13 protein-coding genes are annotated in these 26,345 nt (G+C 65.5%); 7 read left to right on the forward strand and 6 right to left on the reverse strand.

All coding sequences use genetic code 11. From position 1 onward, the window contains the following. Nucleotides 1-6: 6 nt before the first annotated feature. Nucleotides 7-11,106 carry a type I polyketide synthase gene (locus tag G6N68_RS18610; RefSeq protein WP_163715353.1) on the reverse strand — a complete coding sequence of 3,700 codons (11,100 nt, stop codon included), beginning with the start codon at nt 11,104-11,106 and terminating at the stop codon, nt 7-9. A gap of 326 nt (nt 11,107-11,432) precedes the next feature. Here G6N68_RS18610 and G6N68_RS18615 point away from each other — a divergent pair, with 326 nt between their 5' ends. The 6 genes from G6N68_RS18615 (at nt 11,433) to G6N68_RS18640 (ending at nt 21,809) form a co-directional block, all read left to right on the forward strand. Continuing rightward, nucleotides 11,433-12,854, forward strand: coding sequence for a condensation domain-containing protein (locus G6N68_RS18615; protein ID WP_163718801.1), 1,422 nt, complete (start codon nt 11,433-11,435; stop codon nt 12,852-12,854). A 117-nt stretch (nt 12,855-12,971) separates the two neighbouring features. Then, nucleotides 12,972-15,980: an MMPL/RND family transporter gene (locus G6N68_RS18620; protein ID WP_163715356.1), complete on the forward strand. Its 3,009-nt coding sequence runs from the start codon at nt 12,972-12,974 to the stop codon at nt 15,978-15,980. Continuing rightward, nucleotides 15,977-17,119, forward strand: coding sequence for an acyltransferase PE (gene pe, locus G6N68_RS18625; RefSeq protein ID WP_163715359.1), 1,143 nt, complete (start codon nt 15,977-15,979; stop codon nt 17,117-17,119). The genes G6N68_RS18620 and pe overlap by 4 nt, the downstream gene beginning before the upstream one ends. 106 nt (nt 17,120-17,225) lie before the next feature. After that, nucleotides 17,226-18,284, forward strand: coding sequence for an NAD(P)H-dependent amine dehydrogenase family protein (locus G6N68_RS18630; RefSeq protein ID WP_163715363.1), 1,059 nt, complete (start codon nt 17,226-17,228; stop codon nt 18,282-18,284). Nucleotides 18,285-18,450: 166 nt separating this feature from the next. Continuing rightward, the gene (locus G6N68_RS18635) at nt 18,451-18,888 is read left to right on the forward strand and encodes an MmpS family transport accessory protein (RefSeq protein ID WP_163715366.1); all 438 of its coding nucleotides are present in this window, start codon (nt 18,451-18,453) and stop codon (nt 18,886-18,888) included. Continuing rightward, nucleotides 18,885-21,809 (forward strand): MMPL/RND family transporter, encoded by a 2,925-nt coding sequence (locus tag G6N68_RS18640; RefSeq protein ID WP_163715369.1) that lies wholly within the window; start codon nt 18,885-18,887, stop codon nt 21,807-21,809. Before G6N68_RS18635 ends, G6N68_RS18640 begins: the two co-directional genes overlap by 4 nt. Before the next feature lie 14 nt (nt 21,810-21,823). On the opposite strand, the gene G6N68_RS18645 is transcribed toward G6N68_RS18640, so the two are convergent. The 5 genes from G6N68_RS18645 to nadD are packed head-to-tail and all read right to left on the reverse strand — an operon-like array spanning nt 21,824 to nt 25,118. Continuing rightward, nucleotides 21,824-22,654, reverse strand: coding sequence for a DegV family protein (locus G6N68_RS18645; protein ID WP_163715372.1), 831 nt, complete (start codon nt 22,652-22,654; stop codon nt 21,824-21,826). Further along, complete coding sequence (gene octT / locus G6N68_RS18650; RefSeq protein ID WP_163715374.1) at nt 22,651-23,394, reverse strand: diglucosylglycerate octanoyltransferase; 744 nt, start codon at nt 23,392-23,394, stop codon at nt 22,651-22,653. Before octT ends, G6N68_RS18645 begins: the two co-directional genes overlap by 4 nt. Continuing rightward, nucleotides 23,384-24,055 carry a glucosyl-3-phosphoglycerate phosphatase gene (gpgP, locus tag G6N68_RS18655; RefSeq protein WP_163715377.1) on the reverse strand — a complete coding sequence of 224 codons (672 nt, stop codon included), beginning with the start codon at nt 24,053-24,055 and terminating at the stop codon, nt 23,384-23,386. Before gpgP ends, octT begins: the two co-directional genes overlap by 11 nt. After that, nucleotides 24,052-24,471 carry a ribosome silencing factor gene (gene rsfS, locus G6N68_RS18660; protein WP_163715380.1) on the reverse strand — a complete coding sequence of 140 codons (420 nt, stop codon included), beginning with the start codon at nt 24,469-24,471 and terminating at the stop codon, nt 24,052-24,054. The genes gpgP and rsfS overlap by 4 nt, the downstream gene beginning before the upstream one ends. Then, complete coding sequence (gene nadD / locus G6N68_RS18665; RefSeq protein WP_163715383.1) at nt 24,468-25,118, reverse strand: nicotinate-nucleotide adenylyltransferase; 651 nt, start codon at nt 25,116-25,118, stop codon at nt 24,468-24,470. The genes rsfS and nadD overlap by 4 nt, the downstream gene beginning before the upstream one ends. 141 nt (nt 25,119-25,259) lie before the next feature. Between nadD and G6N68_RS18670 the strand changes: the two genes are divergently transcribed. Further along, nucleotides 25,260-26,309, forward strand: a complete 1,050-nt coding sequence (locus tag G6N68_RS18670) for a class I SAM-dependent methyltransferase (RefSeq protein WP_163718802.1) — start codon at nt 25,260-25,262, stop codon at nt 26,307-26,309. Nucleotides 26,310-26,345 lie beyond the last annotated feature (36 nt).

Below are 26,345 nucleotides of genomic sequence, written 5' to 3' on the forward strand. Positions count from 1 at the left end.
GCGGCCCTAGGCCGTATCGGCCGGGCCGGCTGGTTCCGCCTCCGCGTCCGCCGGGGCCACTTCCGCTTCCGCATCCGCCGACGCTGGGGCCGCTACCGGCGCTGCACCTGACGCCGCGTCCAGTTCAGGCAGCTGTTCGGCGAGGTATTCGGCCAACGACCTGATCGTCGGGTAGTCGAATACGGCGGTGGCGCTGATGGTGAATGCGCCGCCGAATTGGTTGTAGAGCCGGTTGCGAAGTTCGACGGCCATCAGCGAGTCGGTGCCCAGGTCCAGGAACCTACTGGTTGCGGCGGGCGGTTGGGCGAGTCGTAGGAACTGTTGCACCTCGCGTTGCAGGAATTCGGTGATGAAGTCGGCGCGTTGGGCTTCCGGTATCTCGTGCAGTTGGCGGAGCAGTTCGCTGTCGCCGGGTGTGGCAGTGGTGGCGCTGGGCAGCACGTGGTCCAGAATTGCTGGGCGCGAACCGCCGAGCATCTTGGCGGCACGCTGCCAATTGGCCTTCAGGACGGTCGCTTGTCCGGTTCCGTGACCGATGACCTCGCCGAGCGCATTGAGCGCGGCGCCGGGGTCCAGCGAAATCAACCCTTGGGCACCAAGATTGGCGCGCGCGGCGTGAGAGGCGGCCATGCCACCCTTGGCCCACGGACCAAAGTTGACCCCGGTCGCGGGCAGACCTTGGGCCCGGCGCCAGGCAACCAGCCCGTCCAGCAGCGCGTTGGCAGTGGCGTAGTTGGCCTGCCCGGGCGAACCCAGCACCGCCGAGACCGAGGAGTAGACGATGAAGAACTCCAGATCGTCATTCTCGGTCAGCCGGTGCAGATGGCAGGCCCCGAACGCTTTGGGCGCCAACGTGGTCCGGAACCGCTCCGGGGTCAGCTGCGGCAACAACCCGTCGTCGAGCACACCGGCCAGATGCGCCACGCCCGCCAATGGCGGCAACTCCGCGCGGATCCGCTCCAGCAGCTCGGCAACCTCGGATTCATCCCCCACGTCGGCGGTGAAGGTGTGGACGCGGCAGTGGAATCGCTCGGTGATCGCCGCGACCGCCCGTTGCGTCTCGGCATCGGGCGCCCGCCGACTGGTCAGCACGATGTCGCCGGCGCCGTGTTGGGCCAGATAGGCGGCAGTGTGCAGCCCGAGGGCTCCCAGCCCGCCGGTGATCAGGTAGGTGCGGTCGCCGCGCGGGGCCAACGGAGTGGGCATCTGCACCACGATCTTGCCGATATGGCGAGCCTGCTGCATGCGCCGAAACGCCGTCTTGGCCTCCGTAAGCGGATAGATCTCCGAGGGCACCGGCGAGATTTCACCGTTGGCCAATCCCTCGGACACCTCGGCCAGCAGACGCCGGATACGTTCCGGGTCGGCCACGATGGTTCCGTCCAGCGCCACGATCTCGTAGTCGATATCGGGACGGACCTCGGCCATCTGCTCCGGTGTCCAAATGTCGCGCTTCGCGATCTCGGCGAAGCGCCCACCCTGGGCAGTGGCGCGCACCGTCGCCGCGACGAAGCCCTCGTTGGTCAGGCTGTTGAGCACCACGTCCACGCCGGCGCCGTCGGTGTCGGCCAGGATCTGATCGGCGAAATCGGTACTGCGCGAGTCGTAGACGTACTTGACGCCCATCCGGCGCAGGGTGTCGCGTTTGTAGTGGCTGGCGGTGGCGAATACTTCCGCCCCGCGTTGGCGGGCCATTTCGACCGCGGCCAGACCCACACCACCGCTGGCGGCGTGCACCAACACCCGGTCACCGGGCGCCACCTTGGCCCAGTCGAACGCCAACCGGGCCGTCAGCGCCGCAGCGGGAATGCTGGCCGCGGCCACCGGGCCCAAACCTTTGGGGACCGGGGCCAGCAACTGCGCGGGCACATTGACCTTGCTGGCGAAGGCTCCGGGCATGAACCCGAAAACTCGTTGGCCGACTTCGTAGTCGGTGACGCCCTCGCCCAATTCGGCCACGATGCCGCACAGGTCGCCGCCGATCGGGCCCGGGTCGCCAGGGTAGAGGCCGAGCACGTTGAGGACATCCCGGAAATTCAGGCCGGCGGCCTCGACCCGCACCTGCACCTCGCCTGGGGCTGGTGCGGGCATGACCATTTCGGTCAGCCTCAGGTTGTCGATGGCACCGCGTTCGGTCGGGGCCAGGATGTAGTCGTCGGCGCGTGGGAGGGCCAAAAGCCCGCTGCGCGACCACGGCAACAGCCGCGACACCAGGAATTTCCCTTGCCGCAGCGCGAGTTCGGGTTCCTCGGTGGGTGCAGCGAGCAGTCGGGTCAGCGAGCCCACGACGTCGTCGGCGCCGTCGTGGTCGACCATCCGGCACCGCAGGGTCGGTTGTTCAGCGATGATGGTGCGGCCCAGTCCCCACAGCGCGGCGTGGACCGGATCGACCACCTCACCGGACTCCGTCGCCACCGCCCGTTCGGTGATAATCCACAGTCCCCCAGGCAGTTTCAGCGTCTCATCGCCCAGCAGCGTCTGCGCAGCACGCAGCAGGTTGTCGAGCTCATCTTCTAGCCGCGCGGCGAATTCGACACTGGGCTCGCCCACACCCGGCCGGGCGCGCCAGATGACCCCGGAGATCGGCCTGGCGTCCTGCTCGGCTTGGTCGAACAGCTCGCGCCACTCTTGGGTTGTCGCGGTGACCTCAACTCCTATCGAGTTGGGCAATGCGGCGGCCAGTTCGTCAAATCCGGCGATCAACCACGTGCCGCGGACGTTCTGCGCGTCATCCTCGGGTTGCGGTGGCGGGATTTCGTTCCAGCCGAGGGTGTAGAGCAGCCGGGTCGCATCCCCACCCAGGCCGCGCAGCAACGCCTCGCGCGGGGCGCGCTTGACGGTGAACTCGCTGATACCGCCCAGGTACTTGCCGTTGCGGTCGACGAAATCGAGATCGAAGACCTGGGTTTCGGCATCCAGAGTGCTGGGGTGCCATTTCGCGTGGCAGTAGAAGCGCCGCGGTATGTTGCCCCCCAGCGTCACCCGTCCATACCGCAGCGGCAAGAACAGATCGGACACGCCGTGCTCGGCGGCCAGCAGCGCGGGGAACGCCGGGAACGCCACCCCGGTGCACAGGTCCAGCAGTACCGGATGGATCGGCTCGCTGCCCAGATGCTCGGCCAGTTCGTCACCGACGACGACGTCGCCGAGGGCCTCGCCCTCACCGACCCACAGCGATTTCAGGCAGCCCGACCAGGTGGGACCCCAGGACAGTTCCATGTCGGAGAACGTGTCGAACAACTGCTGCGGGCGGGTGCGGTTCAACCGTTCGGTGACGGACTCCACCGAATCCACTGCCTGCGATGGTGTTTCGTCGGCGCCGGTGAGTACGGTGCCATCGGCATTCAGCGACCATTCGGCATCACGCACGCCGTAGGGGCGGCTGTGCACCTTGAAACTCGCCCCGCCACCGTCGTCGAGTGGATGCACCGTGAGCTGCACCTCGCGGGACGTCTTGTCTCCCAAGATGATCGGCTCGTAGAAAAAGACATCCTGCACCCGCGCGGGCGCGCCGACGGCGGCCAGCGCCATTGCCGCATATGTCGCGCCGGGAACCACGACGGTGCCGTAGATGACGTGATGGGCCAGCCACGGCTGGGTCTTGACCGAGATCCGACTCGTGTAGACCGCATCACCCGAGGCAAGGTCTTTGGCGCTGCCCAAGATCCCTGATACCGCGACACTTCCGGCTTCGACCCCGACGACGCCGGAGGTCTTGGGCCAGAAGTGGCGGCGCTGGAAGGGATAGGTCGGCAATTCCAGTCTGCGCCGCGCAGAGCGGTGCAATGCCGCGAACTTCGGCCGATGCCCGGACACGTATGCCGCGGAGAGCGCTTCGGCGATCTGCCGGCGGGCATCGGTGCCCTTACGCAGGGAAACGATCGCCTTGGGCGGGGTCGATGATTCCGGCCACACCTGCACTGCCGCCGCCGTCAACACCGGCTGCGGGCCGATCTCCATCAACACCGTGGCGCCCAGCTCCGCTACCGTGCGCACACTCTCGGCGAACTGCACCGGCTGACGCGAATGCCGTCGCCAATACTGCGCATCCAGCGGGGTCTCCCCCGTCAGCACCGCGCCGGTGCGGTTGCACACCAGCGGCAGCGTCGGGGCGGCGAAGTGCAATTGCGCTGCGTAAGACTCGAACTCACCGAGTACCGGCTCGAGCAACTCCGAATGGAACGCGTGGCTGGTTTCCAGCCAGGTGCAACGGATCCCTTCCTCGGTGAAGCGGGCCACGATCTGCTCCAGGTCCTCACCCGGACCCGAAAGCACCGTGTTCGGGCCGTTGTAGGCGCCCACCGATACCCGCGGAAACTCCCCTGCAACGCTCTCCACCTGCCCGGTGTCGGCGAACACCGCCACCATCCGGCCACCAGCGGGCAGGCTGCCGAACAACCGACCTCGTTCGGCGATCAGGCGTGCACCGTCTTCCAGGCTGAAGACCTCGGCCACACACGCCGCCGCGTACTGGCCCACGCTGTGACCCAACACCACATCGGGCTCAATGCCCCACGACTGCCACAACCGGGCCAGCCCCATCTCCACGGCGAACAGCGCCGGCTGAGCAAACGAGGTGTGCCGCAACGTATCTGCGCTCTCCCGATCGGTGGCCAAGAGCACATCGAGCAGCGGACGGGGCAGCATGCCGTCGATCGCCTCCGCGCACCGCCGCACGGTCTCGGCGAAAACCGGCTCGGCGTCGAACAATTCGCGCGCCATCCCCAGATATTGGCTGCCCTGGCCGGTGAACAACCATGCCGTCGTCGGCGGGTCACCGCACTCACCGCGCACCACACCCGGGCGGACCCGGTTCTCGGCCAACTCAACCAGCTCGTCGCGGGCGCTTCGCACCGAATCCACCACCACCGCGGCCCGGTGTTCGAAGTGCGAACGCCCCACCGCGGCGGTGAAGCACACGTCGGTGATATCCACCTCCGGGTGCGCGTCCAGCCAATCCGCATACCGCTGCGCCAAACCCATCAGTGCCTGAGGTGAACGCGCCGACAGCGGCAGCACATTGAACGACTCGTCCGCAGCATCGGACTGCGGCGCCGGGCCGGCGTCGTCGGCAGCATCAGCGCTGCCCGCCAGGGCGGGCGCCTCTTCGATCAGCACGTGTGCGTTGGTCCCGGTGAATCCGAACGAACTCACCCCGGCACGGCGCGGCCGGCCGTCGGCATGCCACGGAATCGGCTGATCCACCACCCGCACCGGCAGCGAGTCCCACGGAATATGCGGCGACGGGGTCTGGAAGTGCAGGTTCTGCGGCAACACCTCATGCTGCAGGGACAACACGACCTTGATCAGACCCGCCACGCCCGCGGCGGACTCGAGGTGGCCGATATTCGTCTTGACCGAGCCGAGCAGCAACGGCCGATCCTCGTCCCGGCCCGCGCCGTAAACCGCCGCGGCGGCCTGGACCTCGATCGGGTCGCCCAGCGCGGTGCCGGTCCCGTGCGCCTCGAGATAGTCCACCTCTGCGCCGCTGAGACCGGCTCGGTTCAACGCCGCGGAGATAAGCCGTTGCTGGGCACCGCCATTGGGCACCGTCAAACCACTTGAGGCGCCGTCCTGATTGACCGCCGTACCCCGAATGACCGCGCGGATCTGATCCCCATCGCGCACCGCGTCACTCAGCCGCTTGAGCACCAGAATCCCGCAGCCCTCGCTGCGCACGTAACCGTCGGCGGCGGCGTCGAAGGTCTTGCACCGCCCGTCCGGAGACAGCATCCGAGCCCGCGACGCCGCCACGATCGACGCCGGGCTCAACAACACATTGACCCCACCGGCCAGCGCCAAATCGCAGTCACCGGAATGCAATGCCTGACACGCCTGATGCACCGCCACCAGCGAGGAACTGCACGCGGTGTCCACCGCCACCGCCGGTCCCTCCAGCCCCAGCGCGAACGCCACCCGACCCGCGATGGCGTTGAGCGCGTTGCCGGTGATGAAGTGGGCCTCGATGCTGTCCACCGAGTCGGCCGACAGCAGGTGCGAATACTCATTTGCCGCCACACCGACGAAGATGCCGCTCTGACTACCCCGCAATGCCGCCGGCGAATACCCGGCCCGTTCCAGGCCCTCCCACACGATTTCGAGCATCAGCCGCTGCTGCGGGTCCATCCACACCGCCTCGCGCGGCGAGATGCCGAAAAACTCCGGATCGAACCCGTCGATGCCCTCCAGGTAGCCGCCGTTGCGGCTGTAAATCTTGCCCGGCGTCTCTGGATCCGGGTCGTAAAACTCATCGATGTCGAACCGGTCATCCGGGATCTCCCGGATCGCATCGACTGCCCCGGACAACAAGTCCCAGTACGCGTCAGGATCGGGCGAGCCCGGGAAGCGACACGCCACCGAGATGATGGCGATCGGCTCATCCGCCGGCGACCCCGAACTTGCCGCTGACGCCGCCCGCGCCGCCGCAGCCGGTGCGGGCGCACTCAGGCCCAGTACCTCATCAAGCAGGTAATCGGCCACGTCGACCAGGCGAGGATGGTCCATCGCCAGGGTGGCCGGAAGCTGCTTGCCCACCGCATGCTCGACCCGTCGGCGCATTTCCACCGCCATCAGCGAGTCCATACCAAGATCGAAGAATCCGGCCTCTTCCCGGATCTCGGCCGCATCGATCTTGGTCACCTCCGCCACGAGCTCGCGCAGGTGCTCGACGATCATCTTCTTGCGCCGCTGCACCGGGGCCGCGGTGAGCTGCTCGACCAACCGAGTCGGCCCTGACGACGTCCCCGTCGGCACCGAGTCGGGGACCTCGCGCTCCAACTCCGCCAAGAATGCCCGCCTACCCGTCTGCTGGTAGATGGGTAGGAAGCGCGCCCAGTCGATCCGCGCCACAACACCATTGGCGGAACCAGTGGCGGAAGCGGGACCATTGGCGGAAGCGGAACCGGTGGCGGAAACATTCGCCCCGGAGGCTGCGATGACATCGGCCATTCCCGCCAGCGCATCCGCGGGTGGCAACGTGCGAACCCCGCGCTTATCCAGTGCAGCACGGGCGTTTTCATCGGCCATGCCCGCCAGCCAGGGACCAAAGTTCACGCTGACCCCGGCAATACCCTGTTCACGCAGCCGCCACGCCAAACCGTCGAGGAAGGCGTTCGCCGCGGCATACGCGGTCTGGCCGAAGCTGCCCCACACCGAGGCGATCGACGAGGTCGACAGGAAGAAGTCCAACTTCAGATCGGCGGTGGCCTCGCTCAAATGCCAGGCGCCCCAGACCTTTCCATTGAAGACCCGCTCCAGTTCGGCGTCTTCCAAATCGTGCAGCGGGGTGGTGCCCATCTCGCCCGCGGCGTGCACAACCCCCGCCAGCGGCGGAAGCTCCGAATCCACGGTCGCCAACAGGCGCGCAACGTCGTGCGGATTGGCCACATCGGCGGTGACGACGCGGAATTCACAACCGCTGTCACCGCTTAACGCATCCAGGTGCCGTTGGACGGCGTCACTCGGTGAGCGCCGCGAGGTCAGCACCAGATGCCGAGCACCGTGCGCGGCCAGATACCCGGCGACCTCCAGCCCTACCGCCCCCAGGCCACCGGTCACCAGATACGTTGCGTCGTCCCGCAATTTCAGCGGTGTCGGGTTGGACTGCGCCGCGCGGCGGATCAACCGGGGAACGTAAACCTCATGGTCCCGCAGCGCGATCTGGTCTTCCTTGGCCAACGAACCTGGCGATGTCGCCACCAGGTGTTCGATCAGGCGGGACCACTCGTCGGCGTCGCCTTCGGACAGATCGACGAGCCCACCCCACAGTTGTGGATGCTCCAGCGCGGCGGCGCGACCGAACCCCCACAGGCAGGACTGCACCGGAGATACGGTGTCGACAGCGGTAACCCGTTGCCCGCCACGGGTTATCAACCACACGGGCAAGTGGGCCTGCGCGGCGACCGCGGCGCGGAAGAGGTGCCTGACGCCCCCGATGACGCGGTGTTGCATGCGCAACAGCGACCGCATCGACGGCGCAGGGTCATCCAGTGCTGCCAGGTACACGATTCGCGGCGTCGGTTCGGCTGCCGACGCGGCCCGCACCGCCGCTTCCAGCCGCTCTTCGTCCGCGTCGGAGACCGCAGGCGGGATGATCTCGTACCGGTGGCCGTGCGCGGTCAACGCCTCCTTCAACGGCGCGACGGCGTCGGTGTCATCACCGATCAACAGCCAGGCAGCTTCGTCGGTGGCCTGCGTACCCGCGCTGGCCGCCTTTTCCCACCTGATCTCGTAACGGGCGTCGGTGACAGACCGGGCATTGCGTTGCTGGTTGTGTTGCGCCGCAAGCTTGGTCAACACCTCGGTCGTCTGCTGATCGCCGCTGCCACCGTCGAGTAGCGCAGCGAGTTCGGCGATGCGCCCGTCCTCAAGCAGCCGGACGGTTTCGGTGCGTCCCGCAGTAGTGTTCTGCGGCTGCTTCCGCTTGTCGCGGAACCAGTAGTGGCGATGCTGGAACGGATACGTCGGCATGTCGAGCTTGCGTGCCGAACCGGCCTGCAGGGCCGCGAAGTTCGGCACGTGTCCCGCGACGTAAGCGCTGGCCATGGCTTCGCTGAGCTGCCGGTGCTCGCCGACTTGACGCCGCATCGTTGCGATGGCACGCGGGGCGGTCGCCGGGTCGGGCCATGCCCGCAGGGCCGCGGCGGACAGTATCGGTTGCGGGCCCACCTCCAGCAGAGCCGCGCAGCCCAGCTCGGCCAGCGTGGTCACGCTCTTGGCGAATTCGATCGGCTGGCGGGCATGCCGGCGCCAATAGGCCGCATCCAACTGCACGCTGCGGCGCAGCGCAGCGCCGGTCCTGTTGCACACCAAGATCCGCTGCGGCGGCTTGTATTCGAATTGGCTTGCGTAGGCCTCGAACTCATCAAGAGCCGGATCCAGCAACGCCGAATGGAAGGCGTGGCTGGTATCGAGCCAATCACATCGCACGCCATCAGCAACCAGCGTTGCCACCACCCGGTCCAGATCCTCGCCCGGACCCGACAACACGGTGTTGGCGCCGTTGTAGGCGGCCACCGACAAACTCGGATACTCGTCGATGAAAGCCTCGACGCGCTCAGCGGCGGCGAACACCGCCACCATCCGCCCACCCGCCGGCAGGGCGCCGAACAACCGGCCGCGTTGCGCGAGCAACAACGCCCCGTCCTCAAGGCTGAACACTCCCGCCACGCAGGCGGCCGAATACTGGCCCACGCTGTGGCCCAACACCACGTCCGGCTCAAAACCCCACGACTGCCACAACCGCGCCAAACCCATCTCCACCGCGAACAACGCGGGCTGGGCATAGCTGGTCTGGCGCAGGGTGTCCTCGCCGTCGACGTCGAAGATGACGTCCAGCAACGGCTTGTCCAGCACCTCGGCGACCACATCCGCGCAGCGGCGCATCGTCTCAGCGAAAACCGGCTCGGTGTCGAACAACTCGCGCGCCATCCCGGCGAATTGGCTGCCCTGACCCGGGAACAACCACGCTGTCTTCGGGGTGTCGGCGCACTCCCCCCGCACCAAACCCGGCGCCGGGCGGTCGTCGGCCAAGGCAGCAAGCAGCTCACCGGCCGACTCGAGCGAGTTCACGACCAATGCGGCCCGGTGCTCGAAGTGGGATCGTCCCGCCCCGGCGGTGAAGCACACATCCGACAAGGTGGCGTCCGGATGCGCACTCAACCACGTGCGGTACCTGTCGGCGAGCTGCACCAGTGCTGCCGGGCTGCGCGCCGACAAGGGCAGAACGTTGAACCGACCGCCGCGCTCAAGGACGACCGGAGCCGGGGCAACGGCCTGTTCGACCTGCGCGGGCGCTTCCTCGACGATGATGTGCGCATTGGTCCCGGAGAACCCGAACGAGCTGATCCCCGCGATGCGCGGCCGGCCATCCCGGGCCCAGGCGGTGGCCTCCTTGACCACCCGCACCGGCAGGCGGTCCCAGGGGATGTGCGGCGAGGGAGTCCGGAAGTTCAGATGCTTCGGCAACTCCTCGTGCTCCAAGGCCAGGATGACCTTGACCAGGCCCGCGACCCCGGCTGCGGCCTCCAAATGGCCGATGTTGGTCTTCACCGACCCGATCAACAACGGCTTGTCCGCCTCGCGCCCAGTGCCCAACACCGCACCGGCGGCCTGCACCTCGATCGGGTCACCCAACGATGTCCCCGTGCCATGCGCTTCCAGGTATCCGACCTCGCCGGGCTCGACTCCGGCACGCGCCAGCGCCTCGGCAATGACCCGCTGTTGGGCCACCCCGTTGGGCACCGTCAAACCACCCGACGCGCCGTCCTGATTGACCGCGCTGCCCCGGATGACCGCGCGAATCCGATCCCCGTCGCGGATCGCGTCCTCGAGCCGCTTCACCACCACGACGCCACAGCCCTCACCGCGCACATAACCGTCCGCGGCGGCATCGAAGGTCTTGCACCGACCATCCGGGGCCAACATGTGCGCATGCGAGAACGTGATCATCGTCGCCGGGCTGATCAACGCGTTCGCGCCCCCGGCGAGCGCCAAATCGCACTCCCCCAGCCGCAACGCCTGGCACGCCTGATGGATGGCCACCAACGACGAGCTGCACGCCGTGTCCACCGTGACCGCCGGACCCTGCAATCCCAACCGATAACTGATCCGCCCCGCCGCCGCGGCCGCCGCGGTCCCGATCGCCATGTAGGCCTCGATCTCGGGATAGGTCAGCTCATCCGAAGCCATGCCCAGGTAGTCATGCGTGGACAACCCCACAAACACACCCGTGTTGGAGTTGGCCAAACTCATCGGCGCCGTACCCGCATGCTCCAGCGCCTGCCACGCCGTCTCCAGCAACAACCGGTGCTGCGGATCCACAAAATTGACCTCGCGCGCCGACAACCCGAAGAACGGCGCGTCGAAACCCACTACATCGTCGAGGAAGCCCGCTCGGCGCGTGGCCATCTTTCCCGGCGCATCCGGATCCGGGTCGAAGAACTCCTCAACATCCCACCGATCCGAGGGCACCTCCGAGATGCCATCTCGCCCTGCCCGCAACATGTTCCAGAACTGCTCAGCATCGGCAGCACCCGGCATGCGGACTGCGTAGCCGACGATCGCATAACCCGATGCTCGCTCCATCGGATCTACGACGGATGCCATACGGTCGTCCTCTCTGCCCCCACCGGTATAGCTACTGTGGACCAAGCTGTCGGCCTTCGGGTGTGATCCCGCAAAACGAGGACCTTTGATGATGCCGCTCGGCCCGGCTGCGCAGCGGCGTCCACTCCTTGGGGCGATTATTACAAGTACGTGCAGCGGTTCGTGACGACACCGGGCAAACAGGGTGCCCGGCGCCAGCCGCAGGCAAGACGTCGCACGCTGGCTCCGTCTCTGTGCATGCCGACGGCCATGATTGCCGAACGGTTATGTTGTTTACACTACCGCGCGGTGCCGAACTCAGGACCGCCCGGCTGCTGGAGGAAATATTGCGTATCGGAAAAATCACCATTGGCTCCATTGATGATTGGACGGTGCGGCCAGGACGAGTGATCTCGTGGCACCCCACAAATGCGGCGCGAGAAGCCGCCCGTCGGGCACCGGTGAGCTCGGTACCGGTCAGCTACATGCAGGACCAGCATCTTCGCGGATATCACGGCCGGACCACCGCGGGGCTCGACTACTCGCGCCTCCTCATCGCCACTTGTGAAGCACCTGGACACTGCGAGATCAGCGTCATGAATGACGCTCTCAACAAATACTTGCGCCGCCACGACACATACCGAAGCTGGTTCGAGTTCACCGATGACGGTGAAATCATCCGACACACCATGGACGACCCGGCCGACATTGAATTCGTGCCAGTCGACCACGGCATTATGAGTGCGGAAGAAATACACAAGCATGCCGTTGCCACTCCGGATCCGCTGCAATGGGAATGTTTCAGCTTCGGCATTATTCAAAGCGACGACCACTTCACGTTTTACGCGAGCATTGACCACGTGCACGGGGACGCGACGCTCATCGGCATCACGATGTTGGAGGCGCACGCCATGTACACGTCGTTAACCGGCGACAGCGGTCCCCTGACGCTGCCCGAGACTGGCAGCTACGACGACTACTGCGTCCAGCAGCGTGAATTCACCAACTCCTTGACCCTGGACTCGCCCGAGGTGCGGGCCTGGATCGACTTTGCCGAGAGCAACAACGGGAGCCTTCCCGATTTCCCCCTTCCACTCGGCAACCCGATGGAACTGACGCCCAGTGACATGGTCCGGGAATTGTTGATGGATTCTGAGCAGACGGCGAGATTCGAGGCGGCGTGCAGTACGGCAGGAGCCCGCTTCATCGGCGGCTTATTCGCCTGCATGGCATTGGTAGAGCACGAATTCACCGGAGCTGTCACCTATTACGGGCTAACTCCCAGAGATACCCGCAGAACTTCGGAAAACTTCATGACACAAGGATGGTTCACCGGCCTGGTCCCGATTACCGTCCCAATAGCCGCAGCGTCCTTCCACGAGGCCGCCTGGTCAGCACAAGACTCATTCGATTCGAATTTGCACATGGCAAAGGTTCCATACTATAGAGTATTGGAATTGGCGCCGTGGTTGAGCAGACCCCGACCCAATTTCCCGGTGTCGAACTTCCTGCACGCCGGTGCCGCGCCGTTGAACGCCGTACTGGCCGCCGCGGAGTTGGGCGATGCCGACAGCTTCGGCATTTATTCCGATGGGCGATTCTCCTACCAGCTGACCATTTACATATTTCGGTACGGGGAGGGCACAGCAATGGCGGTGATGTTTCCCGACAATCCGGTAGCACAAAAATCCATTGCACGGTATATGGCGGCGATGAAATCCGTATGCAGTCGCGTCGCCGACACCGGGCATTGGGGACGAGTTGCATAGCAGGCTGGTTTCGGCAAGCGCCAGCTTTTTGGAACGTACAATTTCCGTGCAGGCGGGGGATGCGAATGCCCAGCGCGCACGGCTGGGGAACTGTGAGACACGGGCGGGGCAGACACTATGCGAGGACTAGCCGCCTTTGTGGCACGGCGGCCCTGGGTCGTCATCGGGCTGTGGATCGCGCTCGCGGTCGCGCTACCGCTGTCATTGCCGTCCCTCAACGCGATGGCGCAAAAGCATCCGCTCGCCATCCTGCCCAGTGACGCACCGTCCAGCGTCGCCGCCAAGAAGATGGCCGAGGCGTTCCACGAATCCGGCTCGGAAAACCTGCTGCTGGTGGTTCTGATCAACGAGAACGGGCTGGGACGGGACGACGAAGCCGCATACAAAAAGCTCGTGACCGCATTGCGTCAGGACACGCGAGACGTCGTGATGCTGCAGGATTTCGTCAGCACCCCGGAACTGCGGACGGTGCTGACCAGCGAGGACCATAAGTCCTGGGTGGTGCCGGTTGGCCTGGCGGGCGAGTTGGGCACGCCCCGATCGGACGCCGCCTACAACCGGGTTACCGACCTTGTGCAGCGCACGGTCGCGGGAGCACCGGTAACCGCCTATCTCACCGGACCCGCGGCCACGGTCGCCGACCTCACCGCCGCGGGACAACGAGATCGCCTTCCCATCGAGATTGCGATAGGCGTTCTGGTGCTCGTCGTGTTGCTGGTGGTTTACCGCAATCCGTTCGCCATGCTGTTGCCGTTGATCGCGATTGGCGTGTCCTTACTGATTGCCCAAGCGGTGGTAGCCGGATTCTCACAACTGACCGGTCTGGGTGTTTCCAACCAATCCATCATTTTCCTGAGCGCAATGATCGCGGGCGCCGGAACCGACTATGCGGTATTTCTCATCAGCCGCTATCACGACTATTTGCGCATCGATGGGGATTTGGATCGCGCGGTGCAGCGGGCAATGCTGTCGATCGGCAAAGTCATCGCCGCCTCCGCCGCCACCGTGGGAATTACCTTCCTGGGCATCAGTTTCGCCCGAATGGGCGTTTTCTCCTCGGTCGGCGTATCGGCTGCGATCGGAGTCGGGGTGGCGTTCCTGGCCGCGCTGACATTGCTGCCGGCCATTCTGGTGGTGGCCGGCCCGCGCGGCTGGATCGCGCCACGCCGCGAACTGACCGCCCGATTCTGGCGGCGATCGGGGATCCGCATCGTGCGCCGGCCGAAAAGCCACTTGGTAGCCAGCCTGCTGGTGCTGATCATCCTGGCCAGCTGTGCGAGCTTGGTGCGCTACAACTACGACGACCGCAAGGCAGTGCGCTCGTCGGCCCCCAGTTCGGTGGGATATGCCGCACTGGACCGCCATTTTTCGGTCAACCAATCCATTCCCGAGTACATCCTTGTCCAGTCACCGCACGACCTGCGGACGCCTCAGGCGCTGGCCGCCCTGGAACAGATGGCGGACCGCGTCAGCGAACTGCCAAACATCGAACGCGTCAGCGGCATCACTCGCCCGACGGGAGTGGTGCCGCAAGAGTTCCGGGCCACGTATCAGGCCGGAGTCGTGGGCGACCGGTTGGGCGGGGCGTCTGACCTGATCAGCGACCACAACGCCGACCTCAACCGGCTCGTCGGCGGCGCCAACACGCTGGCCGACAACCTCGGCGACGTGCGCGGCCAGGTCAACCAAATGGTGTCCAGCATGCAGAGTCTCATCGACGCCTTCGCCGCCATGAAGGGCCAATATGGCGGCGACAAGCTGGTCCGGGAAGTCGTCACCGCGGCCAAGCTGGTCAACAGCATCAACACGCTGGGCCGCAGCATGGGGTTGAATTTCGCGCTCGTAAAAGACATGTTCGCCTGGATCAACCCGGTGCTGGCCGCCTTGCAGAACAACGCGGTCTGTGATGCCGATTCCTCCTGCAGCGCTACCCGGGCGCGGTTCGAGCAGCTCGCTGCCGCACGCGGCGACGGGAGCCTCGACCAGATCAATGAGCTGGCCCAACAAATGCAGTCGTTCCAGGACAAGCAAACCCTCAACGCGACGGTCGACCAACTGCGCACGGCACTCAACGCCTTTTCCAAGGCACTGCACGCCCTGGGGCTCGATCAGCCCGGGGGCCTGGAGCGGAACCTCAGCAACCTCCAGCAAGGTGCGGACCGCTTTGCCGGGGGCAGCCGGCAACTGGCCGACGGGGTGGAGCAACTCGTCGCCCAGGTCAAGGAACTGGGTGCCGGGCTCAGCGAAGCGGCGGCGTTTTTGCTGACGATGAGGAACGAAGCAGCTGACCCCGCCATGGCCGGTTTCAATATTCCGCCACAGATTTTGCATCTGGACGAGTTCAAAAAAGCCGCCAAGATGTTCATCTCGCCGGACGGCCACACGGTCCGATATGTGGTCCAAACCAAACTCAACCCGTTCAGCTCGCAAGCGATGGATCAAGTCAATGCGATTTTGGACGCCGCGCGCAGCGCGCAACCGAACACCAGATTGTCTGACGCGACGATATCCATGACCGGATATCCCGTTACCCTGCGTGACACCCGGGACTATTACCAGCACGACATCCGCTTCATCATCGCGATAACCGTCATCGTGGTCCTGCTGACGCTGATGGCGCTGCTACGAGCGGTGGTGGCACCCCTGTACCTGGTTGCTTCGGTCGTGTTGTCGTATCTGTCGGCGGTCGGGATCGGCGTCCTCGTGTTCCAATTCGGGCTCGGTCAGCCATTGCATTGGACCGTGCCGCCATTGGCGTTCGTGGTGTTGGTGGCGGTGGGAGCGGATTACAACATGCTGCTCATCTCGCGAATGCGCGACGAATCGCACCGCAGCATTCGCTATGGCGTCATTCGAACCCTTGGTTCGACAGGGGGCGTGATTACCGCCGCGGGATTGATTTTCGCCGCCTCGGTGGGTGGCCTGCTGTTCGCCAGCATCAACACCGTTGTCCAGGGCGGCTTCGTAATCTCGGTGGGACTCCTGCTGGATACCTTCCTGGTTCGCACCATCACGGTGCCCGCCATGGCTACGCTGGTCGGCAGGGCTAACTGGTGGCCGTCACGACCGACAGCACGCCGAGCAGGACCGAAGGCGGAGCCACAAGCGGGGCAGGAGTCCGTATGAAACAACTTCACGAACAACTACTCGCGGGATTTGGCGCGCTGGTAACCGTCGGTGCCACAATATTTTCCGCCATCGGGATCGCGACGGCCGACGAAACCCCGGACGATCCGGCAGTCGATGGTCGGCCGACCACCGGCAACGCGTACGCGCTGGGAGGCGCACACGTTCTGGGCATTCCCTACGAGGAGTACATCCGCCGCGAAGGCGCCGAATGGTTCCCGAACCTGAGACGCCAGATCGTCGACTACCCGGCGGGACAGGTTCAGGGCCACGTGATGGGCCGTATCTTCCCAGAGGTACGCCAGCTCGACGAAGTCTTCCCGGGCCTGGGTATGGACGGACCGAGTGTGGGCGAGTCGGTCGACATCGGACAGGACAACCTGGAAGCGGCTATCCGCAGCGGCGGTCCTGGCACCGCGATCGGCCTGTCCGAGGGCGCCCTCGTGCTCGACGCGCTGCAGGCTCGGCTCGCTACCGACCCCACCGCCCCACCACCGGACCAGCTGACGTTCGCCACCTTCGGCGATCCCGTCGCCCGGCATGCCTTCGGTGAGAGCTTCCTGACCGCCGTGTTCCCGGTCGGCAGCATCGTCCCCGCACTCGACTACCGCGTCCCGCCGCCCGTCGAGAGCCAGTACGACACCCATATGTTCATCTCCGCATACGACTCGATCGCCGACTTCCCGGACCGGCCGGACAACTGGATGTCGCTGGCGAACACTCTCGCGGGGTTGGTCACCGGTCACACCGCGGTGGCGTTCACCAATCCGAGCATGGTGCCGCCGCAGAACATCAGGACGACGGTCAACTCCCGGGGCGCCAAGACGACGACCTATTTGATTCCCGAGCGGCATCTTCCGCTGGTGATGATCTTCCAGTACCTCGGGGTTCCGGAGGACACGCTGCTTCAGCTCGACGCGGAACTGACGCCGATGGTCAACGCGGGATATTCGCGAAACGACGATCCGCTGACCGCTCCGTTGCAGGTGGACCCGGTGAACGGCTACGACCCGGCGGCCGTCACCGCACCGGCCACCCAGGCGACCTTCGGCGGGGGCGCGGATCCCTTCTCGCAGATCCTCTCCGGCGTACTGTTCGCCTTGAACCAAGCGGGGCACGGAGGTCAGCCGAATCCCTGACGCCCGAGGGCCGAATGCGGCCTACCCCGCACCCGTGTGCCCCTGAAGATTGCCGCAATAATGGCTCCCTGGTCGGACGTTGGCGCCGACGGCAAAGGAGCACCCGATGAGCACACCGACCGCAGGCCGTCCGTTGCGGGTCATCCAGTGGACGACGGGGAACATCGGCCGTCGCTCGCTGCACGCCATCATCGGCAGGCCCGACATGGAACTCGTCGGTGTGTACGCGCACGGACCGGAGAAGGTCGGCGTCGACGCGGCGGACTTGGCCGGTTGGCCGACGCCCACCGGCGTGCTGGCGACCAACGACGTCGACGCGCTGCTCGCGCTGGGCGCCGACGCGTGCTGCTACAACCCGTTGTGGCCCAACATCGACGAGTTGGTACGGCTGCTCGAGTCGGGGGTCAACGTGTGCACCAGCGCAGCCTGGATCACCGGCGGAAAGCAGACGCCCCAGGACCGCGAACGCATTCAGGCGGCCTGCGAGCGGGGTAATTCGACGATCTTCGGCAGCGGCGCGCACCCGGGCATGTCGAACATGGTGGGCATAGTGCTCAGCGCCTGCTGCGAACGTGTCGACGAAATCCGGATCACCGAGTCGGTGGACTGTTCGACCTACGAATCGGCGGAGACCCAGTCTGCGATGGGATTCGGCAAGGACCCCGACACACCAGGCTTGGCGGAGAGCGTGCGGCGGGAAAGTGAGGTCTTCGCCGAGTCGGCGGCGATGATGGCCGACGCGATCGGCGCCCAGTTGGACCGGATGACCTTCGACGTCACCTTCACCGCGGCCACCGGTGACAGCGATCTGGGGTTCATGAAGATTCCCGCCGGGACCGTCGGCAGCGTCTACGGCTACCACCGAGGCTGGGTCGGCGACCGCAACGTGGTCAGCGTCGGCTTCAACTGGACGATGGGCAACCATGTGGTGCCACCGAAGCCGTTGGAGCACGGCCACGTAGTCCAGGTGTTCGGGCTGCCCAACATGCGTACGGTGCTGCACTGTCTGCCACCCAAGGATTGGACCGAGCCCGGCTTCATGGGCCTCGGCATGATCTACACGGCGATGCCGGTGACCAATGCGGTGCCGGCCGTCGTGGCGGCGCGGCCCGGCATCGTGACGCTGGCCGACCTGCCGCCGGTGACCGGACAGGTGGCGCTCTGAGGCTGTGTCGTTCGGCACATCCGCTCCCCCCAGAGGAACGCTTCCGTCCACTAATGCTTAAGATACTTAGCCGAGCAAATAGTATTACGGCATTCAATGCCCGAACCGAGGAAGCAACGTCTCCGAATCGGCGTTACACCCGTTCGACGCAGGGAAGGCGGTGACCATGGTTCGTATCACCCGGTTGGCCAGGCGGGCGTGGATTCCGCTGACGTTGGTGGTTGTCCTCGCGGTGTCGGCACTGGTGGTCTCGCGCCTGCACAAGATCTTCGGCTCCCAGGACCTCAATGCCAATGCCGGCGCCGGCATCGAGATCGTGCAGTTCAACCCCAAGGTGGTGAAGTACGAGGTCTTCGGATCGCCCGGCGACACCGCCAACATCAACTACTGGGACGCCGAGGCCAACACCCACCAGGTGGACGCCGCCGTCCTGCCCTGGACCGTCACGGTGTCCACCACGCTGCCGTCGGTGAGCGCCAACATCATGGCGCAGAGCGACGGTAGCCAGATCGGCTGCCGCATCACCGTCGACAATGTCGTGCGCGAGGAGAAGACATCCGCCGGCGTCAACCCCCAGACCTTCTGCCTGGTGAAGTCGGCATGAGCGATCTACAGCAGGGCACGCATACCGCAACCGACGACACCGCGCCGATCGCCGCACAGCCGGCCGGTGGCCCGAAGCGCACCCATCACCCGGTGATCCCACACACCATCCGCATTTTCGCGGTGCCGATCATCATCGCCTGGGTGGTGTTGACGGTGGTGGTGAACGTCGTTGTCCCGACACTGGAAGTGGTCAGTGAGCAGCACTCGGCCCCAATGACGCCGCTGGACGCGCCGTCGATGCAGGCGATGATGCGACTCGGCCACAACTTCAAGGAATTCGACTCCAACAGCACGGTGATGATCGTGCTGGAGAGCCCCAAGGCGCCTCTCGGCGACGACGCGCACCGCTACTACGACGGCCTGATCCGCGAACTGCGCAAGGATCACGAGCACATTCAGCACATCCAAGACTTCTGGGGTGACCGGCTGACCGCAGCGGGTGCCCAGAGTGCGGACGCCAAGAGCGCCTACGTGATGCTGAACCTCGCCGGCAACCAGGGGACGACGCTGGCCAACGAATCGGTCGAGGCCGTCCGCGAGGTGCTCGACCGCTCGACACCACCGCCCGGCGTGCAGTCCTTTGTGACCGGACCCGCCGCACTCAGCGACGACATGCACATCATCGGCAACGCGAGTCTGGCCAAGATCACTCTGTTCACCCTTGGTGCGATCGCGATCATGCTGCTGCTGGTCTATCGGTCGATCGTGACAACGCTGGTCCAGTTGTTCATGACGTTCGTCGCGCTGGCATCAGCGCGGGGAATCGTCGCCGTTTTGGGCTACAACAACGTGTTCGGCCTTACCACGTTCGCCGGCAACATCCTCACCATGCTGGCGATCGCCGCCGGAACCGACTACGGGATCTTCCTCGTCGGCCGCTACCAAGAGGCGCTGCGCGCCGGTGAGGATCGAGAAACGGCCTACTACACGACATTTCGCGGGGTGGCGCCGGTAGTCCTGGGCTCGGGTTTGACCATCGCCGGGGCGACGTACTGTCTGAGTTTCGCCCGGCTGCCGTGGTTCAACACCATGGGCGCACCGGTGGCCATCGGCATGCTCGTCGTCGTGCTGGCCGGCCTGACGCTGGGTCCCGCGGTGATCTTCGTGGGCAGCAAGCTGCACCTGTTCGAGTCCAAGCGCGCGGCCAAGCGGGGTCGGCTGTGGCGGCGGGTCGGCACGGCGGTAGTGCGTTGGCCCGCACCGGTTCTGGCGGTCAGCGCCGCCATCGTTCTGGTCGGCATGGTCGCGCTGCCGAGCTACAAGACGAGCTACAACGACCGCTTCTACCTGCCCTCTTGGGCGCCGTCGAACCTCGGCCAGCAGGCCGCGGACCGGCACTTCTCACCGGCGCGCATGGACCCCGACATGTTGATGGTCGAGGCCGACCACGACATGCGGAATACCGCCGACATGCTGGTGCTGGACCGGGTGGCCAAGAACGTGATGCGCACCGTCGGCATCGCGATGGTGCAGGACATCACCAGGCCGTTGGGAATCCCAATTCAGCACAGTTCCATACCTTTTCAGAACAGCATGCAGAGTCAGACGACCATGCAGAACATGGGCTTCCTCAAGGACCGCATGAAGGACATCACCAAGATGGCCGACGAGATGCAGTTCATGATCGAGACCATGGAGCGGATGTATCAGGTCACCCAGGACCTGTCCAACGCCGCCGACGACAGCGCCCGCACCACGGCGGAGACCGCCCAGATCACCAACCGGTTGCGCGACCACATCGCCGATTTCGACGATTTCTGGCGGCCGATCCGCAGCTACTTCTATTGGGAGCGGCACTGCTTCGACATTCCTATCTGCTGGTCGTTGCGGTCGCTTTTCGAGTCGTTGGACGGGTTCGACCAACTGGCCGGGCAATTCGACTTGCTGACCAAGGACATCCAGCGCACGGCCGCGGCCACGCACGAGATGCTGGTCCTGATCCCGCCAATGATCACCACGATGAAGACCACCAAAGCATTGACGCTGACGATGCAGGCGACGTTCTCGGCGATGCTCGACCAGATGGAATCGCTGAGCAACACCGCCGTGGTGATGGGTCAGAGCTTCGACCAGTCGAAGAACGACGACTTCTTCTACCTGCCGCCGGAAGCGTTCGACAACCCGGACTTCCAGACCGGGCTGCGGATGTTCCTGTCCCCCGACGGCCACTCAGCGCGCTTCTTCATCACCCACCAGGGCGATCCGATGACACCGGAAGGGATCTCGCGCGTCGACTCCGAACGGTTGGCCGCGCAGGAGGCGCTCAAGCAGTCGTCGCTGTCGGACGCCAAGGTCTATCTCGGCGGCACCGCTGCGACCTTCAAAGACATGCACGACGGCGCGAAATACGACCTGATGATCGCGGTGGTGTCGGCACTGACGCTGATCTTCATGATCATGTTGTTGCTCACCCGCAGTGTCGTTGCGGCGCTGGTGATCGTGGGCACCGCGGCCAGTTCCATCGCCGCGTCGTTCGGGTTGTCGGTACTCATCTGGCAGGACCTGTTCGGCATCAAGATCCACTGGATCGTCATGGCCCTGTCGGTCATCATCCTGTTGGCCGTCGGCTCCGACTACAACCTGCTGCTGGTCTCCCGGTTCAAAGAGGAGATCCATGCCGGCCTCAAGACCGGGATCATCCGATCCATGGCGGGTACCGGTGGGGTGGTGACGGCCGCGGGCCTGGTGTTCGCCTTCACCATGGCCGCCATGCTGGGCAGTGAATTGCGCGTGCTCGGCCAGTTCGGGTCCACGGTGTGTATCGGTCTGCTGCTGGACACGCTGATCGTGCGCACGCTGTTGATGCCGTCGATCGCGACGCTGCTCGGCCGCTGGTTCTGGTGGCCACAGGTCGTGCACCCACGCGGCGACAATGCGCGGATCCCGGCCAAACACGCTGCGCCGGCGGCGACCGCGTAATTCTGCCGGGTCGGTTAGTCGGCCAGTTGCAGGCACACCGCCAGCGCGCCCGCGCCGACATGCAGGGCAAGCACCGCGCCCAGGGGCGTGATGACCGCGGGCTCGCAGGACGGTAGCCGCTGGGCCAACTTGTCCGCGAGGTCCTCGGCGCCGTCGAGATTGGCGACGTGATGCACGGCCAGTGCGGCGCGGCCGTCGCCGATCACCGCACAGACCCGGTCGATCATCGCCTCGGTCGCGTGCCGGACGGTGCGAACGCGTTGCGCCAGAACGAGTTTGCCGTCATCGATCTTCAGCAGCGGCTTGAGCGAAAGCGCCGTACCCAGCCACGCCGAAGCGCCACCTATGCGTCCGCTGCGGCGCAGGTTGTCCAGCCGGTGGACCAACACGAACGCATGCGTGCGTTCCACCGCCGTGTTCGCTGCCCGCACAACGGAATCCAGGTCCTCCCCGGCGGCAGCGGCCTGCGCGGCGGCCAGCGCCGAAAACCCGGTGCCCATGGCCGCGGACTTCGAGTCGACGACGCGCACGGCCGGGTCGAGGTCGGCTGCGGTGCGTTCGGCGGTGCCGTAGGTGCCCGACAACGCCGACGAAATGTGTACGGCCACCACGCCATCGCCGCCGCTGTCCGCCAATGCCTGTTGATAGATGTGGGCAAGTTCGGCCGGCGTGGCCCCGGCCGTCGTGGCCTGCCGCTCATGGATGTCCTCGGGCACTTCGTCCACACCGTCACGCAGGTCGGCGTCCTCAAGCAGGATATGCAGCGGCACCTCGCGGATTGCCCACTTCTCCCGCAGTTCGACCGGCAGGCGAGCAGCGGAGTCGGTCACCACGACGACCGTCATGGACGCCATTTTTCGGTTGGCACCCCGGCTTCGGCCAGCGCTTTGAGCATCAGTTCGGCGACCCCTTGGTGCGCTTCGAAGTTCCAGTGAATGCCGTCGGGGTTGGCGCGGCCACTCATGACCTGTTCTGCGACAGCGGCTTTGAGATCCACCAGCGGAATGTCGTGCTGTTCGGCCCATTCCGTAATCGCCGCCACTGTCCCCGCGCGGCCATGGTGCGCCCTGCCGTAGGTATCGGCGATATGCACCGACGGCAGCGACGCCACGATCGGGATACCCGGCCGGTTGAATGCGATTGCACCACGGGTGGTTTCGAGATACTCCGCGGTCAGATGCGGCGGCAGCGCTGACCTGGCGATCGGTGAAAGCCGCGGTTGCAGCCAGCCATAGCCGTCGCGGACCCAGCGTCGCAGCCAGGGTGGACGCACATAGCGGATGAGCTCGCGCAAGGCCGTCGGCAACACCGACGGCAACGAATCCATCCCGCCGGTGGCGAACACCACCGCGCCGGCCCGCGGCAGCGCCGCCCAGGCACGCGGATCCTGGGTTGCCGCCCACCAGACATCCCGGCAGGTCCAACCGATGCGGCCGATCAACTCCAAATCCCAACCTAGTTGCGACGCAACGATGTTGGGCCAGATGCGAGGATCGTCCGCGGGCAGGCCGCCGGTTGGGCCGTAATAGGCCAGCGAGTCGGCGAACACCAGCAGAACCGGCTTGGCTTGAGGCTCAGAGGACATCGTTGGCAACCTGCGCCGAAGCGTTCCACACATCCAGTCGCCACCGGATGTCTTCGAACGGAGCCTCTGGCTCCGAGTGTCCGCTCAGCTGCACCCAGCTGGCGTTGCCCATGCCGCCCAGGGCTGGCCAGTTGGCTACCGGCAGCTTCAACAACGCCGCGGACAGCGCGGCGATCAACCCGCCGTGAGCGACCAACACGACGGGTGGATCTGGCGCACTGGCCCTCCCCCACTCCTGCTCATTGGCCACCAACTCGGCGACCAACGGCCGACTGCGGGCGGCAACGTCTACCCGACTCTCCCCGCCGTGGGGTGCCCAGGTGGCGTCCTCGCGCCAGGCCAGGCGGGCACCCGGCGACTCGTCGTCGATCTCGGCGTGGGTCAATCCCTGCCAATCACCGAGGTGGGTTTCCCTCAGCCTGCTGTCCACCCGGACCTCGAGGCCGGTCCGCTCCCCCAGCTTGATCGCGGTCTCATAGGCCCGGCGCAGATCCGACGACATGATCAGCAGCGGCTGCAGTTTGCCCAGCACCTCGGCGGCGGCGACCGCCTGCGCGCGGCCCAATTCGCTCAGGTCGGTGTCCAACTGGCCCTGCATCCGGCTGCCGAGGTTGTAGTCGGTTTGGCCGTGCCTGAGCATCACGAGCCTGCGCACCCTCATCGCGTGTGCCCTTCGGACGGCGTCTCAGGCGTCTCAGGCGACTCGGGGGGCTCGGCGGCGTCCAGATCCACCGGAACCACCGGGCAGTCGGCCCACAGCCGGTCCAGCGCATAGAAGTCGCGGTCGTCCTGGTGCTGGATGTGGACGACGATGTCCCGGTAGTCCAGCAGCGTCCACCGGCCTTCCCGGGCGCCCTCGCGGCGCGCCGGTTTGTAACCCGCCCGGCGCATCTGTTCCTCGACCTCGTCGACGATCGCGTTGACCTGCCGTTCGTTGGATGCCGAGGCGATGACGAAACAGTCGGTGATCACCAACTGATTGGAGACGTCGATGACGATGACGTCGTTGGCGAGCTTGGCGGCCGCCGCCCTGGCGGCCACCCTCGCCATGTCGATGGCTTCCTGGTTGGCGCTCATGAGGTGTTCCCCGCGGTCACAGTAGGGGCGATCTTGGGCTCCCGATAAAGCTGACGCTTCGATATGTACTGCACGACACCGTCAGGCATCAGGTACCACAGCGGCCGGCCTTCCTCGGCGCGCTGACGGCAGTCGGTTGAAGAGATCGCGAGCGCCGGAATTTCCAACAAGGTCACGGCATCCTCGGCCAGATTCGTCAGGACGGCGGTGATGTGGTCGTGGCTCAACTCGTAACCAGGTCGGTTGACCCCGACGAACCGCGCCAGCTCGAACAACCCCTCCCAACCCTGCCAGGACAATATCGACGCCAGCGCGTCGGCGCCGGTGATGAAGTACAGCTGTGCGTCCGGGTTGAGGGCGCGCAGGTCGCGCAGGGTGTCGATGGTGTAGGTGGGGCCGCCGCGGTCGATGTCGACCCTGCTCACCGAGAACTGTGGGTTGGAGGCGGTGGCAATCACCGTCATCAGGTAGCGGTCCTCGGCCGGTGAGACCCGTCGCTCCTTCTGCCATGGCTGCCCACTGGGCACGAACACGACCTCGTCGAGCTCGAACCGGTCGGCCACTTCGCTCGCGGCGACCAGGTGGCCGTGATGGATGGGATCGAATGTCCCGCCCATCACCCCCAACCGACGCAGCCGCTTTTGCATGGTTCGCCAGCTTACTTGAGCAGGTGAATCGCGCCGCGCGGCTCAAGGCAAACCGCCAGGACGCCGATGGATCGTGGGCCGCGGCAAATCAGTTTGGTCGGAGACGTACGCAATCGGCCCTACATCGTGTAAAAGGTGTCTGTGACCAATTTGCCGCTCGAATCAGAAGAGCCGACGCAGCAGACGATCAGAGACTCCATGACCCGCCGCTTCTTCACGCGGTCGGAGGTCCAAGGCAGCATCACGCTGCCCGCTGTTCCGAGCCTGATCGATGAGTACGTGAATATGTGCGAGACGATCTTCGCGTCCGTGGGTCGGAAGTTCAACGAAGAGGAACTCGCCCACCTGCGTAAGGTGCTCGAGGGCCAGCTGGCGGCGGCGTTTTCGGCCTCCCCGCGGTCGAGCATCGTCATCACGTACAACGCTCCGGTCGGTCCCACCCTGCACTACGAGGTCAATGCCCGCTGGTGGAGCCTGGCCGAGGCGTATGACAACTGGACCAAGACCCGGGAACCACCGCTGTTCGGAAAGGAACCCGACGCGCGCATCTGGGACCTCGCCAACGAGGCGCCGGATCCGGCCTCGTGCCGGGTGCTCGAGATCGGACCGGGTACCGGGCGCAATGCCCTTCCGCTGGCCCGGCGTGGGCATCCCGTCGACGTGGTGGAGTTGACCCCCAAGTTCGCCGAGCTGCTTCGCGACGCGGCCGAGAAGGAATCGCTCAACATCCGGGTCATCGTGCGTGACGTCTTCCAGACCACGCAGGACCTGCGCCAGGACTATCAGCTGATCGCACTGTCTGAGGTGGTCCCCGATTTCCGGAACACGCAACAATTGCGTGGCCTGTTCGAGCTCGCCGCCGAGTGCCTGGCCCCCGGTGGACGCATCGTCTTCAGCACCTTCCTGGCGGCCGGCGGCTACGTCCCTGACCAAGCCGCGCGTGAGTTCGGGCAGCAGGTGTACTCGGCCATCTTCACCCGGCACGAGATGGCGAGGGCGGCGGGCGGACTTCCGCTCGAACTGGTCGCCGACGACTCGGTCTACGACTACGAGAAAGAGAACCTGCCGCCCGGCGCCTGGCCGCCCACCGGTTGGTATGAGAACTGGATCAGTGGTCTGGACGTGTTCCCGGTCGCTCGGGAGTCGAGTCCGATCGAATTGCGCTGGTTGGTGTTTCAGAAGACACGCTGACGTTCGTCGAGCGTCACGCCAGCGTGGCGGTGGCAG

It is taken from the genome of Mycobacterium bourgelatii (assembly GCF_010723575.1).
GTDB lineage: Bacteria > Actinomycetota > Actinomycetes > Mycobacteriales > Mycobacteriaceae > Mycobacterium > Mycobacterium bourgelatii.

What these genes read in the sequence shown, in the direction of transcription:
- G6N68_RS18645 (WP_163715372.1), bottom strand. Translation starts at nt 22,654, where the DNA reads ATGACGGTCGTCGTGGTGACCGACTCCGCTGCTCGCCTGCCGGTCGAA.
- nadD (WP_163715383.1), bottom strand. Translation starts at nt 25,118, where the DNA reads ATGCAAAAGCGGCTGCGTCGGTTGGGGGTGATGGGCGGGACATTCGAT.
- G6N68_RS18610 (WP_163715353.1), bottom strand. Translation starts at nt 11,106, where the DNA reads ATGGCATCCGTCGTAGATCCGATGGAGCGAGCATCGGGTTATGCGATC.
- rsfS (WP_163715380.1), bottom strand. Translation starts at nt 24,471, where the DNA reads ATGAGCGCCAACCAGGAAGCCATCGACATGGCGAGGGTGGCCGCCAGG.
- octT (WP_163715374.1), bottom strand. Translation starts at nt 23,394, where the DNA reads ATGTCCTCTGAGCCTCAAGCCAAGCCGGTTCTGCTGGTGTTCGCCGAC.
- G6N68_RS18640 (WP_163715369.1), top strand. Translation starts at nt 18,885, where the DNA reads ATGAGCGATCTACAGCAGGGCACGCATACCGCAACCGACGACACCGCG.
- G6N68_RS18620 (WP_163715356.1), top strand. Translation starts at nt 12,972, where the DNA reads ATGCGAGGACTAGCCGCCTTTGTGGCACGGCGGCCCTGGGTCGTCATC.
- G6N68_RS18630 (WP_163715363.1), top strand. Translation starts at nt 17,226, where the DNA reads ATGAGCACACCGACCGCAGGCCGTCCGTTGCGGGTCATCCAGTGGACG.
- gpgP (WP_163715377.1), bottom strand. Translation starts at nt 24,055, where the DNA reads ATGAGGGTGCGCAGGCTCGTGATGCTCAGGCACGGCCAAACCGACTAC.
- G6N68_RS18635 (WP_163715366.1), top strand. Translation starts at nt 18,451, where the DNA reads ATGGTTCGTATCACCCGGTTGGCCAGGCGGGCGTGGATTCCGCTGACG.
- pe (WP_163715359.1), top strand. Translation starts at nt 15,977, where the DNA reads ATGAAACAACTTCACGAACAACTACTCGCGGGATTTGGCGCGCTGGTA.